We start from the raw sequence: 15,969 nt of genomic DNA, 5'->3' as shown, positions 1-15,969 counted from the left end.
GGCGATCAGACGGCGGCGTTGTAGAACTGCTCGCTGCTCTTCTGCTCCACCAGCGCCTTCTCGATCGCGGCCTGATGCACCTCGTCGGAATGCTCCTCGCGGGCTTCCGGCTGAATACCCAGACGCGCAAACAGTTGCATGTCCTTGTCTGCCTGCGGGTTGGCGGTGGTCAGCAACTTGTCGCCGTAGAAAATCGAGTTGGCCCCAGCAAAGAATGCGAGGGCCTGCATCTGCTCGTTCATCGCTTCGCGGCCGGCGGACAGGCGCACGTGGGATTGCGGCATGAGGATGCGCGCCACGGCGAGCATGCGGATGAAGTCGAACGGGTCGACGTCTTCGGCGTTTTCCAGTGGCGTACCGGCGACTTTCACCAGCATGTTGATCGGCACCGATTCCGGATGCTCCGGCAGGTTGGCCAACTGGATCAGCAGATTGGCGCGGTCATCCAGCGATTCACCCATACCGAGGATGCCGCCGGAGCAGATCTTCATTCCCGACTCACGCACGTAAGCCAGGGTCTGCAGACGCTCGCTGTAAGTACGGGTGGTGATGATGCTGCCGTAGAACTCGGGCGACGTGTCGAGGTTGTGGTTGTAGTAATCGAGACCGGCCTTGGCCAGTGCTTCGGTCTGGTCCTGGTCGAGACGGCCAAGAGTCATGCAGGTTTCCAGGCCCATGGCCTTTACGCCTTCAACCATTTTCAGCACGTACGGCATGTCTTTGGCCGACGGATGCTTCCACGCCGCGCCCATGCAAAAACGTGTCGAGCCGATTGCCTTGGCGCGTGCTGCCTCTTCGAGGACCTTCTGCACTTCCATCAGCTTTTCTTTTTCCAGGCCGGTGTTGTAGTGACCGGACTGCGGGCAGTACTTGCAGTCTTCCGGACAGGCACCGGTCTTGATCGACAGCAGGGTCGAAACCTGAACGCGGTTGGCGTTGAAATGTGCGCGGTGCACCGTTTGCGCCTGGAACAGCAAGTCGTTGAATGGCTGTACGAAGAGTGCTTTGACTTCGGCCAGAGACCAGTCGTGACGCAGGGTGGCAGTGGTGCTCGCGCTCATGGGTAGTTCCTTGGTTATGCTTGGCTGGCGGCTGCGGGAACGGAATACCCACAGGCGCGACACGGATGTTCGGCATATTTAAGGAAGAGTCATGCGCTGTCAACCACGATACGAAGGACAGGTTTACATCTGTTTAAATAATGTACAAACCTGCCTGCTTTGCGATGAGCCGGCAGAAGCAGAAATGCCAATTTGCGTGGCTTGCGAAACTGATCTGCCCTGGCTCGGCGACCACTGCCAGACCTGCGCCTTGCCACTCCTCGCCGCGGGCCTGACCTGCGGCGAGTGCCTGCTAGAGCCGCCGGCGTTCGAACAGGTGGTGGTGCCGTGGCAGTATGGCTTCCCCGTCGACAGTTTGATTACGCGCTTTAAACACAACGCAAAATGGCCGTTTGGCCACCTGCTCGCCGACGTTCTCGGGCAATACCTACAACATCGCTTCGATGAGGGTTTGCCACGGCCTGATGCGTTGTTGCCGGTACCGCTGGCGAACAAACGCCTGCGTCAACGCGGGTTCAACCAGGCAGCTATGTTGGCGCGGTGGTTGAGTGAGTCGCTGGATCTGCCGTGTGAAGAAACGGTTCTGCGCCGAGTCAAGGACACCGATGCCCAGCAGTCGCTCGACGCCAAATCGCGTAAACGTAATCTGCGCAATGCCTTCGACCTCATGCCGGATGCGCAGGTAAAAAACCGACATCTCGCGCTGGTTGATGACGTATTGACCACCGGCGCTACCGCACAGGCTCTCGCCCGGTTGCTGATGAACGCTGGCGCCGCGCGGGTCGATGTCTATTGCCTGGCGCGCACGCCAAAGCCTGGAAGCTGAAGTCGACACAATCCCCCTGTGGGAATGAGCCTGCTCGCGATAGCGTCATCATTGCCAACATTTATGCTGACTGATCCACCGCCATCGCGAGCAGGCTCACTCCTACAATGGATTTGGGTTCGGCTTGACTCTCGCGTTGCGAGCGGCCAACTTCCACGTCCACCGCCACAGCAAAAAAGCACCCCATCCATGTCCATGCCGTCCCTGTTGTCCCAGCACATCGTCCGCCGTCCGCAGCGCATCGCCTTGCTGCAACACATCGCCGAGCAGGGTTCGATCACCCGCGCCGCGAAGAGCGCAGGCCTGAGCTACAAGGCGGCGTGGGACGCCATCGATGAGTTGAACAACCTGGCGCAAAAACCATTGGTCGAGCGTGCCGTCGGTGGCAAGGGTGGCGGCGGCGCGAAACTGTCCAGCGAAGGCGAGCGCGTTTTGCGCCTGTATCAGAAGCTGCAAGCCTTGCAGGCCCAAGTGCTGGAAGCGGCGGAAGATGCCAGCGATCTGGATCTGCTCGGTCGCTTGATGCTCAGAACCAGCGCGCGCAACCAGTTGCACGGCAAAGTCGTGGCGATCGAAGCGCAGGGCCGCAATGACCTGATCCGCCTCGAACTGGCCGAAGGTCTGTGCCTCGACGCGCAGATCACCCACGACAGCACCGTGCATCTTGAGCTGCAAAGCGGTACCGAAGTGGTGGCGCTGATCAAGGCCGGCTGGCTGGAATTGCTCGGCACCGAGCAATCTGCAACGTCTGGTCACAATCTTCTGAAGGGCACTATCGAAGCGATTCTCGACGCCGAGGACGGCCCCAGCGAAGTACGGATTACCCTGCCCAACGGCCATACCCTCTGCGCCTTGGCTGAGCCGCTCGATTTGCGCACTCGCGGGCTGACCGTCGAGCAACCGGTGCAGGTGCAGTTTTCGCCGTCCAATGTGCTGATCGGCACGCCGCTGTAATCAGGCGCTGCAACGAAAGCGTCATCGACGCTCATTAAGGTAGCTGCCAAAACCAAGCAGGGAGCCTGATGTGAGCCTATTAGAAGAAAACCAATCCACTGATCTGGAAAAGATGGTCGGCCTCAGCCGTCGTGGTTTCATCGGCGCCGGTGCGCTGTGCGGCGCGGCGATGTTCCTCGGTGGCAGTCTGTTGAGCCGCAGCGCGCTGGCCACCGGCGTCAGCGCCGGCAACAGCCGCCTGCTCGGTTTCGAGAGCATTCCCGCTGCGACCACCGATGTCATCACGCTGCCCAAAGGCTACAAGTCTTCGGTGCTGATCAGTTGGGGCCAGCCATTGCAGAAAAATGGCCCGGCCTTCGACCCGAGCGGCAACGGCACCGCAGCCGCACAGGAAGTGCAGTTCGGCGACAACAACGACGGCATGAGCCTGTTCGCCTTCCCCGACGACCGCAATCGCGCGTTGATGGCGATCAACAACGAATACACCAACTACCGCTACCTCTACCCGCACGGCGGCATGCCGCAATCGGCCGAAGACGTGCGCAAGGCACTGGCCTGCGAAGGCGTGTCGGTGATCGAAGTGCAGCGCAAGAACGGTCAGTGGCAGTTCGTTCAAGGCTCGCGTTACAACCGCCGCATTCACGGCAACTCGCCGCTGCGCATCAGCGGCCCGGCGGCCGGTCATGACCTGATGAAAACCGCGGCCGACAAGCACGGCAAGAAAGTCCTCGGCACGTTCCAGAACTGCGCCAACGGTAAAACGCCGTGGGGCACTTACCTGACCTGCGAAGAAAACTTCACCGACTGCTTCGGCAGCAGCAACGCCCAGCAGCAGTTCGACCCGGCGCAAAAGCGCTACGGCGTCTCGGTCGCCAGCCGCGAGATCAACTGGCACCCGTACGATCCGCGCTTCGACATGGCGAAAAACCCCAAAGAACTCAACCGTCACGGCTGGGTGGTCGAGATCGATCCGTTCGATCCGCAATCGACTCCGGTCAAACGCACGGCACTGGGCCGCTTCAAACATGAAAACGCCGCCCTGGCCGAGACCGACGACGGTCGCGCCGTGGTCTACATGGGCGACGACGAGCGGGGCGAGTTCATCTACAAATTCGTCAGCCGCGACCGCATCAACCACCGCAACGCCAAGGCCAACCGCGACATCCTCGACCACGGCACCTTGTACGTAGCGAAATTCGACAACGGCGACAGCAACCCCGATCACCCGAAAGGCCAGGGCCAGTGGATCGAGCTGACCCACGGCAAAAACGGCATCGACGCCAGCAGCGGCTTTGCCGATCAGGCCGAAGTGCTGATCCATGCGCGCCTCGCCGCCAGCGTGGTCGGCGCAACGCGCATGGATCGTCCGGAATGGATCGTCGTCAGCCCGAAGGACGGCCAGGTCTATTGCACCCTGACCAACAACGCCAAGCGCGGCGAGGACGGGCAACCGGTGGGCGGACCGAACCCGCGTGAGAAGAACGTTTACGGGCAGATCCTGCGCTGGCGCACCGACCGCGACGATCACGCGTCGAAGTCGTTTGCCTGGGATCTGTTTGTGGTCGCCGGCAATCCGGGCGTACATGCCGGAACGCCGAAGGGTGGCTCGAAAAACATCACCCCGCAGAACATGTTCAACAGCCCGGATGGCTTGGGCTTCGACAAGGCCGGGCGCTTGTGGATTCTCACCGATGGCGACTCCAGTAACGCTGGGGACTTTGCCGGGATGGGCAATAACCAGATGCTTTGCGCCGATCCGAAGACCGGTGAAATTCGTCGGTTCATGGTCGGGCCGATTGGTTGTGAAGTGACGGGCATCAGCTTCTCGCCGGATCAGAAAACCCTGTTTGTCGGGATTCAGCATCCGGGGGAGAACGGTGGTTCGACCTTCCCTGAGCATTTGCCGAATGGCAAGCCGCGGTCTTCGGTGATGGCGATTACTCGCGAGGATGGTGGAATCGTCGGCGCCTGACAGGCCCTCATCGCGAGCAGGCTCACTTCTACATTTGGAATGCGTGCGTTCCCCTGTGGGAGTGAGCCTGCTCGCGATGGCGTCAGCACAGACACCAACCAACTCCCCCGCTGCCATCTGCGCTACCATGCTGGGCCGGACGCGGCAGCCTGCTGCGCGCAGGAGTCAGCATGGCCCACCCGTTTGAAACCCTCACCCCCGACCTCGTGCTTGATGCCGTTGAAAGCATCGGCTTCCTCAGTGATGCACGCATTCTGGCGCTCAACAGCTACGAAAACCGCGTCTATCAGGTCGGCATCGAAGACTCCGAACCGCTGATCGCCAAGTTCTATCGCCCGCAGCGCTGGACCAACGAAGCCATCCTCGAAGAACACAAGTTCACCTTCGAGCTGGCCGACGTCGACATTCCGGTCGTGGCGCCGCTGATCCATAACGGCGAAACCCTGCACGAGCATGCCGGTTTCCGCTTCACCCTGTTCCCGCGGCGCGGCGGCCGTGCGCCGGAGCCGGGCAATCTTGATCAGCTGTATCGCCTCGGCCAGTTGCTCGGGCGCATTCACGCGGTCGGCGCGACCAAGCCGTTCGAACACCGTGAAGCCCTCGCCGTGCAGAACTTCGGCCACGCCTCACTGAACACCTTGCTGGAAGGCAACTTCATTCCGAAAAGCCTGCTGCCGGCCTACGAGTCCGTCGCCCGCGACCTGCTTAAACGCGTGGAAGATGCCTACGCCAACACGCCACACCAGAACATCCGCATGCACGGCGACTGCCACCCCGGCAACATGATGTGCCGCGACGAAATGTTCCACATCGTCGACCTCGACGACTGCCGCATGGGCCCGGCGGTACAGGACATCTGGATGATGCTCGCCGGTGATCGCCAGGAATGCCTGGGGCAGTTGTCGGAGTTGATGGATGGCTACAACGAGTTTCACGACTTCGACCCGCGTGAGCTGGCGCTGATCGAACCGCTACGCGCCTTGCGTCTGATGCACTACAGCGCCTGGCTCGCGCGGCGCTGGGATGACCCGGCGTTCCCGCACAGCTTTCCGTGGTTCGGCACCGAGCGTTATTGGGGTGATCAGGTCCTGGCGTTGCGTGAGCAGCTATCAGCGCTTAACGAAGAACCTTTGAAGTTGTTCTGAATTAAAGATCAAAAGATCGCAGCCTTCGGCAGCTCCTACATGGATCGCATTCCCCTGTAGGAGCTGCCGAAGGCTGCGATCTTTTCGCTTTCTGACACGACACATCTATACAACCTCCTTACAATCCCTCCTTTGTTAGCTGCCTAAGCAAGGATTCTGCATGCAAGCCGCCAACCCGCGTCGCGGGTACATTCTGGGCCTGAGTGCCTACATCATCTGGGGCCTGTTCCCGATCTACTTCAAAGCCATCGCCGAGGTTCCGGCGGTCGAGATCATCATCCATCGGGTGTTGTGGTCGGCGCTGTTTGGTGCGCTGTTGCTGATGGTGTGGAAACACCCGGGCTGGTTGCGCGAGTTGCTCGACAATCCCAAGCGACTGGCGATTCTGGCCTTGAGCGGAACGCTGATCGCGGCCAACTGGCTGACCTACGTGTGGTCGGTAAACAACGGGCGCATGCTTGAAGCGAGTCTCGGTTACTACATCAACCCGTTGGTAAACGTGCTCTTGGGCATGTTGATTCTTGGCGAACGCTTGCGCCGGATGCAGTGGATCGCGGTCGGTCTGGCAGCGGTCGGCGTGGCGCAACAGGTGTGGCAGGTCGGCAGTCTGCCGTGGGTGTCGCTGGTGCTGGCGCTGACGTTCGGCTTCTACGGTCTGATCCGCAAACAGGCGCCAGTCAAAGCGTTGCCGGGGCTGGTGGTGGAAACCTGGATGCTGGTGCCGATCGCGATTGCCTGGCTGCTCTTCAACCAGACCGCGACCAGTGCGCAACCGGAGTTCTGGACCACGTCCCAAGCCTGGTGGCTGGTGGCGGCCGGTCCGGTGACATTGGTGCCGCTGGTGTGCTTCAACGCCGCCACGCGCCACTTGCCTTACACCACCATCGGCTTCCTGCAATACCTGGCGCCGACCCTGGTGCTGCTGCAAGCGGTGTTGCTGTTCGGTGAGCACTTGTCGTCGAGCACGTTAGTCGCGTTTATCTTCATTTGGGCCGGTCTGGCCGTTTACAGCGTCGATGCCGTGATCAGTTTGCGCCGGCGCAGCTGATCAAAAAACGCACAAACCCTCACAGGCCACGGTTCTCGTGGCCTGCATCGTTCCTTCCCAAGGTTATCCACAGCGTGATCCCCGCCGTTTGTGTGCAAGTCACTGAATGTTGGCGGTTTTTTGATCAACTCCAGTAAAGCCACGGCGGGCCTGGCGATGCGGGCAGTCTCTACAGGTTATCCACAGGCAGGTGCACGTTTAAACTGGATAACCCGGTCAGCGCTTAAACGTCTGTGCGTAACACCAGTTCGACCATCAGATCGTCGGCCAGGGTTTCCAGGCGCGACTGCAAGACGTCGAGCGACAAGGTCAGTGGCACTGCAAGAATCGCCTCGGCGTGGAACAGCGGTTCACTGCTCATCGGTGCCGGACGTACCTCTGTCACCAGCCGCTCAAGGTTGACGCCTTGCTCGCTCAACAGCCGGGTGATGTCGCGCACGATGCCGGGACGATCATTGCCCACCAACTCCATGGCGATCGGTTTCCAGGTGCAGGACTGCTCGATACCACTCTCGGCAATCAATACGCGGATGCCATGCGTCGACAGTGCTTGTAGGGAATCGACTAATTCGTCGTAAGCCTCCGCTGGCACGCCCACCCGAAGAATGCCCGCAAACTGCCCGGCCATCCGCGACATGCGGCTTTCCAGCCAGTTACCGCCATGCTCGGCGATGCATTGGGCGATACGCTCGACCTGCCCGGGCTTGTCCGGGGCGAATACGGTGAGTACGAGATGGTCCATGGCGTCGCCCTCTTGTCATGACTTTTGTTATAGAAGGGGAAGTATAGGCAAGGGTCGAATTTGCGTTGAGGCGACCGACGCTTTCGCGAGCAAGCTCGCTCCCACATAAACCGGTGCCATAGAAGCCAAATACCATTTATGTGTACAACTTTTTATATTTAGCTGGAACAATCCAATGGTTTTTTGAGAACATCCCGTTCCGCGATGTGACCGCAATGCGACATGAGGTCGCAGAACGACGTAATTAGTCTGATTTTCACAAGCGCAACTCATCATGTAGTATGCCGCAGCGCGCACTACATAACGCTGGATCGATGTCTGCCCAAGGCCTGTTCGCAACCCTGAAAGCCCCGTCAGCAAGGCCCCCAAGCCGTTGATTGGTCCCAGCCCAGCCGCCCGCAATGGCATGTACTGGTCGGCAGGTTTGTGGTTTAAATGGCCAGAGGCTTCATTGTCAAATAGAAGAGCTGAAAAGCGAAATAGCTGAGCAGAGTGAGGCAAGCAATGACTGAACACGTTCAAGTCGGTGGCCTGCAGGTCGCCAAAGTCCTGTTCGACTTCGTGAACAACGAAGCCATTCCCGGTACCGGCCTCACCGCCGACAAGTTCTGGGAAGGTGCCGACAAGGTCATTCATGACCTGGCGCCGAAGAACAAAGCCCTACTCGCCAAACGCGATGACTTCCAGGCTCGTATCGATGCCTGGCATCAGGAACGCAACGGTCAGGCGCACGACGCCGTGGCCTATAAAGCCTTCCTGCAAGAAATCGGTTATCTGCTGCCAGAAGCGGCTGATTTCCAGGCAACGACACAAAACGTCGATGATGAAATCGCCCGCACCGCCGGCCCACAACTTGTTGTGCCGGTGATGAACGCCCGCTTCGCTCTCAATGCCTCGAACGCCCGCTGGGGTTCGCTGTATGACGCCCTCTACGGCACCGACGCGATCAGCGAAGACGGTGGCGCGGAAAAAGGCAAAGGCTACAACAAGGTGCGTGGCGACAAAGTCATCGCCTTCGCCCGTGCGTTCCTCGACGAAGCTGCGCCATTGGCGGCTGGCTCCCACGTTGATTCGACCGCCTACAAAATCGCTGACGGCAAACTGCTGGTCACCCTCAATGGCGGCAGCAACACTGGCCTGCGCGATGACGCTCAGCTGATCGGTTTCCAGGGCGACGCCAACGCGCCAATCGCCATCTTGCTGAAACACAACGGTCTGCACTTCGAAATTCAGGTCGACGCTACTACCCCCGTTGGCCAGACCGACCCGGCCGGCGTCAAAGACATCCTGATGGAAGCGGCCCTGACCACCATCATGGACTGCGAAGACTCCGTGGCCGCCGTCGATGCTGACGACAAAGTGGTGATCTACCGCAACTGGCTCGGCCTGATGAAGGGCGACCTGTCGGAGTCCGTGTCCAAGGGCGGTCAGACCTTCACCCGCACCATGAACCCGGATCGCACCTACACCGCGCCGAATGGCGGTGAAGTGACGTTGCACGGTCGTTCGCTGCTGTTCGTGCGTAACGTCGGTCACCTGATGACCATCGACGCGATCCTCGACAAAGACGGCAACGAAGTGCCGGAAGGCATCCTCGACGGTCTGGTCACTTGCCTCGCGGCGATGCACAACCTCAACGGCAACACCTCGCGTCGCAACACCCGCACCGGTTCCGTGTACATCGTTAAACCGAAGATGCACGGCCCGGAAGAAGCAGCGTTCACCAACGAGCTGTTCGGCCGCATCGAAGACGTGCTGGGCCTGAAGCGCAATACGCTGAAAGTCGGGATCATGGACGAGGAACGCCGTACCACGGTCAACCTCAAGGCCTGCATCAAAGCGGCCAGCGAGCGCGTTGTGTTCATCAACACCGGATTCCTCGACCGTACCGGCGACGAAATCCACACCTCCATGGAAGCCGGCCCGGTTGTGCGCAAGGCCGACATGAAGGCTGAGAAGTGGATCGGCGCGTACGAAAACTGGAACGTCGATATCGGTCTGAGCACTGGCCTGCAAGGTCGTGCGCAAATCGGTAAAGGCATGTGGGCGATGCCCGACCTGATGGCCGCGATGCTCGAGCAGAAAATCGCGCACCCGCTGGCCGGCGCCAATACCGCTTGGGTACCGTCGCCAACGGCTGCTGCGCTGCACGCGCTGCATTATCACAAGGTCGACGTGTTCGCCCGTCAGGCCGAACTGGCCAAACGTGCTCGCGCTTCGGTGGACGACATCCTGACCATCCCGCTGGCGGTCAACCCGAACTGGACGCCAGAGCAAATCAAGAACGAACTGGACAACAATTCCCAGGGCATTCTCGGTTACGTGGTGCGTTGGATTGACCAGGGTGTTGGCTGCTCGAAAGTACCGGACATCAACGACGTCGGCCTGATGGAAGACCGTGCCACGCTGCGTATCTCCAGCCAGCACATCGCCAACTGGCTGCGCCACGGTGTGGTGACCGAAGCGCAAGTGATGGAAAGCCTCAAGCGCATGGCGCCGGTGGTGGATCGTCAGAACGCCAACGACCCGCTGTACCGTCCGCTAGCACCGAACTTCGACAGCAACATCGCCTTCCAGGCGGCGGTCGAACTGGTGGTTGAAGGCACCAAGCAGCCGAATGGCTACACCGAGCCGGTGCTGCACCGTCGTCGTCGCGAGTTCAAGAAGGCCAACGGCTTGTAACTTGCGCTGAATGCCGGACATGAAAAAGCCCTGATCGAGAGATCAGGGCTTTTTTGTTTGGTTGATCGTTCCCACGCTCCGCGTGGGAATGCAGCCTGGGACGCTCTGCGTCCCTTCCAAAGCCGAACGCGGAGCGTCCGTGGAAGCGTTCCCACGCAGAGCGTGGGAACGATCAGCGAAAGAGCGGCAGGTCCTAGGGTTCGATACCTAATTCATGTTTCACCAACGCCAACAACTTGCCCGTATCAATCGGCTTGAGCAAAAAATCCACCACGCTCAAATGCATCGCCGCAATCGCGTCTTTCACATCAGCATCGCCGGACACGATGATGATCGGCATCGCTGCCCTCACCGACTCACGCACCTGACGGATCAGCTCGAGGCCGTCGACATTGCCCATGCGCAGATCCGTGATCACCAGCCCGATCGAAGGCTTTTCTTCGAGCATCTTCAGCGCCGTCTCGCCACTGGCTGCGGTCATGCAACGAATGCCATCCAACGCGAGAATCTCCGACAACAGCTCCCGGGCGTCCTTGTCGTCATCAACGATCAATACACGCTGAGGTGGCAGGTCAGGTTCGAGCATGACTGCACTGAGCGCTTCTCGCTCGGCATCGCTCAAAATATCGTGGTCGGACATGGCGCTCTCTAAATATTCAAAACAGTCCCTTGGCAAGTGGTCAGACATCGCTGGGCAGAGCTTCAATGTGCACTTCGTCGGATTTTTTTCCAAGGGGGCAAACCAGGGAATTTCCGACTGTTTGCGTAGGGCATCTCCGAAACTGCGCCAATGGTGGCAAAACCTAGACTTACGTCCAATGGGCACCCCGCCCGCAGGGGTCGACCATGGCCAGAACGATCCGACAACAACAATTCGAAAAGACTGCGGTAATGGTTATGAGTAAAGCGGACGCCTTCACCCAGGCAGGGAAAACCGCGGTATTGCAGAACATTCAGGGCACCCTGCAATTCCTTCAGCGCTTCCCGCCCTTCAATCAGATGGAACACGCCCACCTGGCTTATCTGGTGGAGCAATGTCAGCTGCGCTTCTACGGCCAGGGCGAGAGCATCATCAAACCCGCCGACGGCCCGGTCGAACATTTCTATATCGTCAAACAAGGTCGGGTGGTTGGCGAACGCCAGCACATCACCAAACCCGGCACCGAGACCACGTTTGAAATCACCACCGGCGAATGTTTTCCGTTGGCCGCACTGCTCGGTGAACGCGCGACGCGCACCGAACACCTGGCCGGCGAAGATACGTTCTGCCTGCAACTGAACAAACTGGCGTTCATCAAACTGTTCGCCCTGTCCAACGCCTTCCGTGATTTCGCCTTGCGCGGGGTCAGCAGCCTGCTTGATCAGGTCAATCAGCAAGTGCAGCAAAAAGCCGTGGAAACCCTCGGCACGCAGTACTCGCTGAACACCCGACTCGGCGAACTGGCGATGCGTCACCCGGTGACCTGCGGCCCGGACACGCCATTGCGCGAAGCGGTGAAGTTGATGCACGAGCAGCAGGTCGGCAGCATCGTTGCGGTGGATGAACACAAGGCGCCGTTGGGCATTTTCACCCTGCGCGATCTGCGTCATGTGGTGGCCGCCGGTATTGGCGATTTCGGCGAAGCCATCGAGCGCCACATGACACCTTCGCCCTTTTATCTTTCGCCGGATCACAGTGCGTTCGATGCGGCGATTGCCATGACCGAACGGCACATCGCGCATGTCTGCCTGGTCAAGGATCAGCGCCTGTGCGGCGTGGTCTCCGAGCGCGATCTGTTTTCCCTGCAACGGGTCGATCTGGTGCATCTGGCGCGGACGATTCGCAGCGCCCAGCGCGTCGAACAACTGGTGAGCCTGCGCGGCGAGATCGGCCAACTGGTCGAACGCATGCTCGCCCACGGTGCGTCCTCGACGCAGATCACCCACATCATCACCCTGCTCAACGACCACACCGTGTGCCGCGTCATCGAACTGACCCTCGCCGAAAAAGGCGATCCCGGCGTGCCGTTCAGTTGGCTGTGTTTCGGCAGCGAAGGTCGCCGCGAGCAGACGCTGCACACCGATCAGGACAACGGCATTCTGTTCGACGCGCGGGACGCAGCACATGCGGCAGAGATTCGCGGCAAGTTGCTGCCGATTGCCCAGCAGATCAACCAGAGTCTGGCGCTGTGCGGTTTCACCCTGTGCAAGGGCAACATCATGGCCGGCAACCCCGAGCTGTGTCTGTCGCGGGCAGAATGGGCGCGGCGTTTTGCGGCGTTCATTCGCGAGGCGACGCCGGAAAATCTTCTTGGGTCGAGCATCTATTTCGACCTGCGCGTGGTCTGGGGTGATGAAAAAAGCTGCGAACAGTTGCGCCGGGGCATTCTTGACCAAGTCGGCGACAACCGTTTGTTCCAGCGCATGATGGCCGAGAACGCCCTGCGCAATCGTCCACCGGTGGGACGTTTCCGCGAGTTTGTGCTGGCGCGCAAGAATGGCGAGAAAGCCACGCTGGATCTGAAGGTGCAGGGGCTGACGCCATTCGTGGATGGCGCGCGACTGCTCGCGCTGGCTAACGGTATCGACGCCAACAACACCCTCGAACGCTTCCGTCAGTTGGTCGAGAAAGAAGTGATCGAACGGCTGGACGGCGCGGCGTATGAAGAGGCGTATCACTTCATTCAGCAAACGCGCATGCAGCAGCATCAGTTGCAGACCCGCGAGAATCTGCCCTATTCCAACCGCGTAGACCCCGACAGCCTCAATCACCTGGACCGGCGCATCCTGCGTGAATCCTTGCGTCAGGCGCAGCGCCTGCAAAGCAGCCTGACCTTGCGGTATCAGCTATGAGCCTGTTTTCGTGGCTGCGCCCGGCGAGTGCGGTGGTGCCGGTGGATTTCCAGCAGCGTCTGGCTCAGTTGCCAACGATTACACAGCTCAGCGAATGCACACTGCGCGAACAGCGCTGGGTGGTGCTGGATCTTGAAACTACCGGGCTGAATCTGAGCAAAGACCGAGTGTTGTCGATTGGCGCGGTGGTGATCGAGGACGGCGCGATCGATTTCAGTCAGCAGTTCGAACGCACGTTGCAATGTCGCGAATTGAAGCTCAGCCCCAGCGTGTTGATTCACGGGTTGGGGCCGAATGCGATTGCGGCGGGCAGTGAGCCGGCCGAGGCGTTGCTCGAACTCATGGAATTTATCGGCGACAGCCCGGTATTGGCGTTTCATGCGCCGTTTGATCAGCACATGCTCGGGCGCGCGTTGAAGGAGCATCTGGGGCACAAGTTGCAGCAGGTGTTTCTTGATGTCGCCGACATTGCACCGCTGGTGTGTCCGCAGGCGCACATTCGTGAGGCTGGACTGGATGAGTGGATCGACTGGTTCAAGCTTGAGGTGTTCGAGCGGCATAACGCGAGTGCCGATGCGCTGGCGACGGCGGAACTGGCGTTGATTCTGTTCAGCCGGGCGCGGGGGCAGCAAATTCACAGTCCGTTGAATTTGCAGCAGCGGTTGAGTCAGTGGAAGCGTAGGCAGCAGGCGCCTTCGTTTTAAATCAAAAGCCCCTCACCCCAGCCCTCTCCCGGAGGGAGAGGGGGCCGACCGAGGTGTCTCGGGCTTTTCATCGACCTGAAAGACCGAGTTGATTGTGGATTCACTGAAAATCGTTCAGATCGGTGTATCTCCTGAATATCCCCCAATCGGTCCCCTCTCCCCCCGGGAGAGGGCTAGGGTGAGGGGGTCTGCCTTTACATGCCCACCTGACCAGTGGCCAATTGCTAACCATTCCCACCTCTGCCACAATCGCGAACAATTCGCGTTAGTTAACATTTCCCAATCGGTGATGTCCGGTGTCGTCAGTCCCAAGCCCTCACAGTGAGCTCGTCGGTGCGATGTATCGCGACCATCGTGGTTGGCTGCTGGCCTGGCTGCGACGCAATGTGGCGTGCCCAGAGCGTGCCGAGGACCTGAGTCAGGACACCTTTGTGCGCCTGCTCGGTCGCAACGAAATGCTGACACCGCGCGAGCCGCGGGCCTTTCTGGTGGCGATCGCCAAAGGCCTGCTGTTCGACTACTTCCGCCGCGCAGCGCTGGAGCAGGCCTACCTCACCGAATTGATGCTGATCCCCGAAGGCGAGCAACCGTCGGTGGAAGAACAGCAAATGATCCTCGAAGACCTCAAAGCCATCGACCGCTTGCTCGGCAAACTGTCGACCAAGGCCCGTGCCGCCTTCCTTTATAACCGCCTCGACGGGCTCAGCCATGCCGAGATCGCCGACAAGCTCGGCGTCTCGGTGCCGCGTGTGCGTCAGTATCTGGCGCAAGGCATTCGTCAGTGCTACATCGCCCTGTACGGTGAGCCGACATGAGTCCGGCCAGTTCCAGCCCCGTACCGGCGCATGTCCTGGACGCGGCGATTGCCTGGCAACTGACCCTCGACTCGAGCAGCCCGCTAGAGCGCGAGGAGTTTGCCAAATGGCATGCGGCCCATGAAGAACACGCCCGGGCGTGGCGACAACTGGGCATGCTCGATCAGCGTTTCAGCGTGGCTAAAGGCCCGGCACGCAGTGCCTTGCTACAGTCGCGCGAAGGCATTCGCCGGCGCGTGCGCAAGCTTGCCAGTGGGTTGGCCAGCGTTGTAGTGATTGTTGGTTTGGGGTTGTTCGCCAGTGAACGGTTTCTGCCGCTGGATTACTGGCTTGCCGATCAACGCACTGCGACTGGTGAACAGCGCACCGTGCGTCTGGCTGACGGCACGGTGCTGAATCTGAACACCCACAGTGCGGTGGATGTGCGGTTCGATGACAAGCGCCGATTGATCGTGTTGCAGGAAGGCGAAATTCTCGTCGAGACCGGTCATGGCGATGCGCGTCCCTTTATCGTCGAAACCCGCGAAGGCAGCATGCGCGCCTTGGGTACGCGGTTTCTGGTCAAGCGTGAAGACGAAGGCACGCGCCTGAGCGTGTTGCAGTCGGCGGTCGCGGCGCACCCGCAATCCAATCCTGAAGAGCAAATTCTCCATGAAGGCCAGCAAGTGCTGCTGCGCAGTGATGGATTGGGTTCGATCGTCGCGCTCAATCCCGGCGCGGATGCCTGGACGCGTGGCATGTTGGTGGTGGATAACGCGCGCCTTGGCGATCTGGTGCATGAGCTCGGGCGTTATCGTCGTGGGCATCTGGGCGTGGCGCCGGAAGTTGCGGACCTGCGCATCACTGGCAGCTTTCCGCTGCATGACACCGATAAGGCCCTGAGCGCATTGCTGCCGACCCTGCCGGTGCAGATCGAGCGGCATACGCCGTATTGGGTCACTGTCGCGAAGGCCGATATCAAGCCTGAGTAATGCGGTGTCTGAGCGGCCGCCATCGCTGGCAAGCCAGCTCCCACAGGGATCTGCGGTGAGCAGCAATTTTGTGAACAGCACTGAAACCTGTGGGAGCTGGCTTGCCAGCGATGAGGCCCCTACAGCCTCCACTTTCAGTTAATCGAAATTATTTTCATCCAGCCCTATCACTTTTCGCTTTTCATCCGGCACACAGGCAATTGAGAAATATTTCCAT

13 protein-coding genes are annotated in these 15,969 nt (G+C 59.9%); 10 read left to right on the top strand and 3 right to left on the bottom strand.

Annotated features, from left to right (window positions below; genetic code table 11):
- Nucleotides 1-5 precede the first annotated feature (5 nt).
- A complete protein-coding gene (gene bioB, locus ACM6JQ_RS01015) occupies nt 6-1,061 on the bottom strand; it encodes a biotin synthase BioB (RefSeq protein WP_414893097.1) in 1,056 nt (351 codons plus the stop codon).
- Between the two features lie 91 nt (nt 1,062-1,152).
- On the opposite strand from bioB, the gene ACM6JQ_RS01010 reads away from it, so the two are divergent.
- The 5 genes from ACM6JQ_RS01010 to rarD all read left to right on the top strand — a co-directional run bounded on the left by ACM6JQ_RS01010 (nt 1,153) and on the right by rarD (nt 7,006).
- Complete coding sequence (locus tag ACM6JQ_RS01010; RefSeq protein ID WP_414893096.1) at nt 1,153-1,887, top strand: ComF family protein; 735 nt, start codon at nt 1,153-1,155, stop codon at nt 1,885-1,887.
- 189 nt (nt 1,888-2,076) lie between these two features.
- Nucleotides 2,077-2,841, top strand: coding sequence for a TOBE domain-containing protein (locus tag ACM6JQ_RS01005; RefSeq protein ID WP_007910027.1), 765 nt, complete (start codon nt 2,077-2,079; stop codon nt 2,839-2,841).
- 70 nt (nt 2,842-2,911) lie between these two features.
- The gene (locus tag ACM6JQ_RS01000) at nt 2,912-4,813 is read left to right on the top strand and encodes a PhoX family protein (protein WP_414893095.1); all 1,902 of its coding nucleotides are present in this window, start codon (nt 2,912-2,914) and stop codon (nt 4,811-4,813) included.
- A 170-nt stretch (nt 4,814-4,983) separates the two neighbouring features.
- Nucleotides 4,984-5,958: a serine/threonine protein kinase gene (locus tag ACM6JQ_RS00995; RefSeq protein WP_007910023.1), complete on the top strand. Its 975-nt coding sequence runs from the start codon at nt 4,984-4,986 to the stop codon at nt 5,956-5,958.
- A gap of 160 nt (nt 5,959-6,118) precedes the next feature.
- Nucleotides 6,119-7,006: an EamA family transporter RarD gene (gene rarD / locus ACM6JQ_RS00990; protein WP_007910020.1), complete on the top strand. Its 888-nt coding sequence runs from the start codon at nt 6,119-6,121 to the stop codon at nt 7,004-7,006.
- A 223-nt stretch (nt 7,007-7,229) separates the two neighbouring features.
- Here rarD and ACM6JQ_RS00985 read toward each other — a convergent pair whose 3' ends face one another.
- Nucleotides 7,230-7,748, bottom strand: a complete 519-nt coding sequence (locus tag ACM6JQ_RS00985; protein ID WP_007910018.1) for a glycine cleavage system protein R — start codon at nt 7,746-7,748, stop codon at nt 7,230-7,232.
- Between the two features lie 504 nt (nt 7,749-8,252).
- On the opposite strand from ACM6JQ_RS00985, the gene ACM6JQ_RS00980 reads away from it, so the two are divergent.
- Entirely contained in the window at nt 8,253-10,430 is a 2,178-nt protein-coding gene (locus tag ACM6JQ_RS00980; RefSeq protein ID WP_414893094.1) for a malate synthase G, read from the top strand.
- Between the two features lie 193 nt (nt 10,431-10,623).
- Here the strand turns inward: ACM6JQ_RS00980 and ACM6JQ_RS00975 are convergent, their stop codons facing one another.
- Nucleotides 10,624-11,070: a response regulator gene (locus ACM6JQ_RS00975; protein ID WP_007910016.1), complete on the bottom strand. Its 447-nt coding sequence runs from the start codon at nt 11,068-11,070 to the stop codon at nt 10,624-10,626.
- A 257-nt stretch (nt 11,071-11,327) separates the two neighbouring features.
- Here ACM6JQ_RS00975 and ACM6JQ_RS00970 point away from each other — a divergent pair, with 257 nt between their 5' ends.
- From ACM6JQ_RS00970 to ACM6JQ_RS00955, 4 genes are all read left to right on the top strand, one after another.
- Nucleotides 11,328-13,262 carry a putative nucleotidyltransferase substrate binding domain-containing protein gene (locus ACM6JQ_RS00970; protein ID WP_311196957.1) on the top strand — a complete coding sequence of 645 codons (1,935 nt, stop codon included), beginning with the start codon at nt 11,328-11,330 and terminating at the stop codon, nt 13,260-13,262.
- Nucleotides 13,259-13,966, top strand: a complete 708-nt coding sequence (locus tag ACM6JQ_RS00965; protein WP_123375963.1) for a PolC-type DNA polymerase III — start codon at nt 13,259-13,261, stop codon at nt 13,964-13,966. Before ACM6JQ_RS00970 ends, ACM6JQ_RS00965 begins: the two co-directional genes overlap by 4 nt.
- 338 nt (nt 13,967-14,304) lie before the next feature.
- The gene (locus ACM6JQ_RS00960) at nt 14,305-14,781 is read left to right on the top strand and encodes an RNA polymerase sigma factor (protein ID WP_007910013.1); all 477 of its coding nucleotides are present in this window, start codon (nt 14,305-14,307) and stop codon (nt 14,779-14,781) included.
- Nucleotides 14,778-15,752, top strand: coding sequence for a FecR domain-containing protein (locus ACM6JQ_RS00955; protein ID WP_414893093.1), 975 nt, complete (start codon nt 14,778-14,780; stop codon nt 15,750-15,752). Before ACM6JQ_RS00960 ends, ACM6JQ_RS00955 begins: the two co-directional genes overlap by 4 nt.
- Nucleotides 15,753-15,969: the final 217 nt, after the last annotated feature.

This window comes from Pseudomonas sp. IT-232MI5 (assembly GCF_949767845.1).
In the GTDB taxonomy this organism is placed as follows: Bacteria; Pseudomonadota; Gammaproteobacteria; order Pseudomonadales; family Pseudomonadaceae; genus Aquipseudomonas.
Note: the sequence above shows the minus strand (reverse complement) of the source record. Positions and strands in the feature narration are given on the sequence as shown.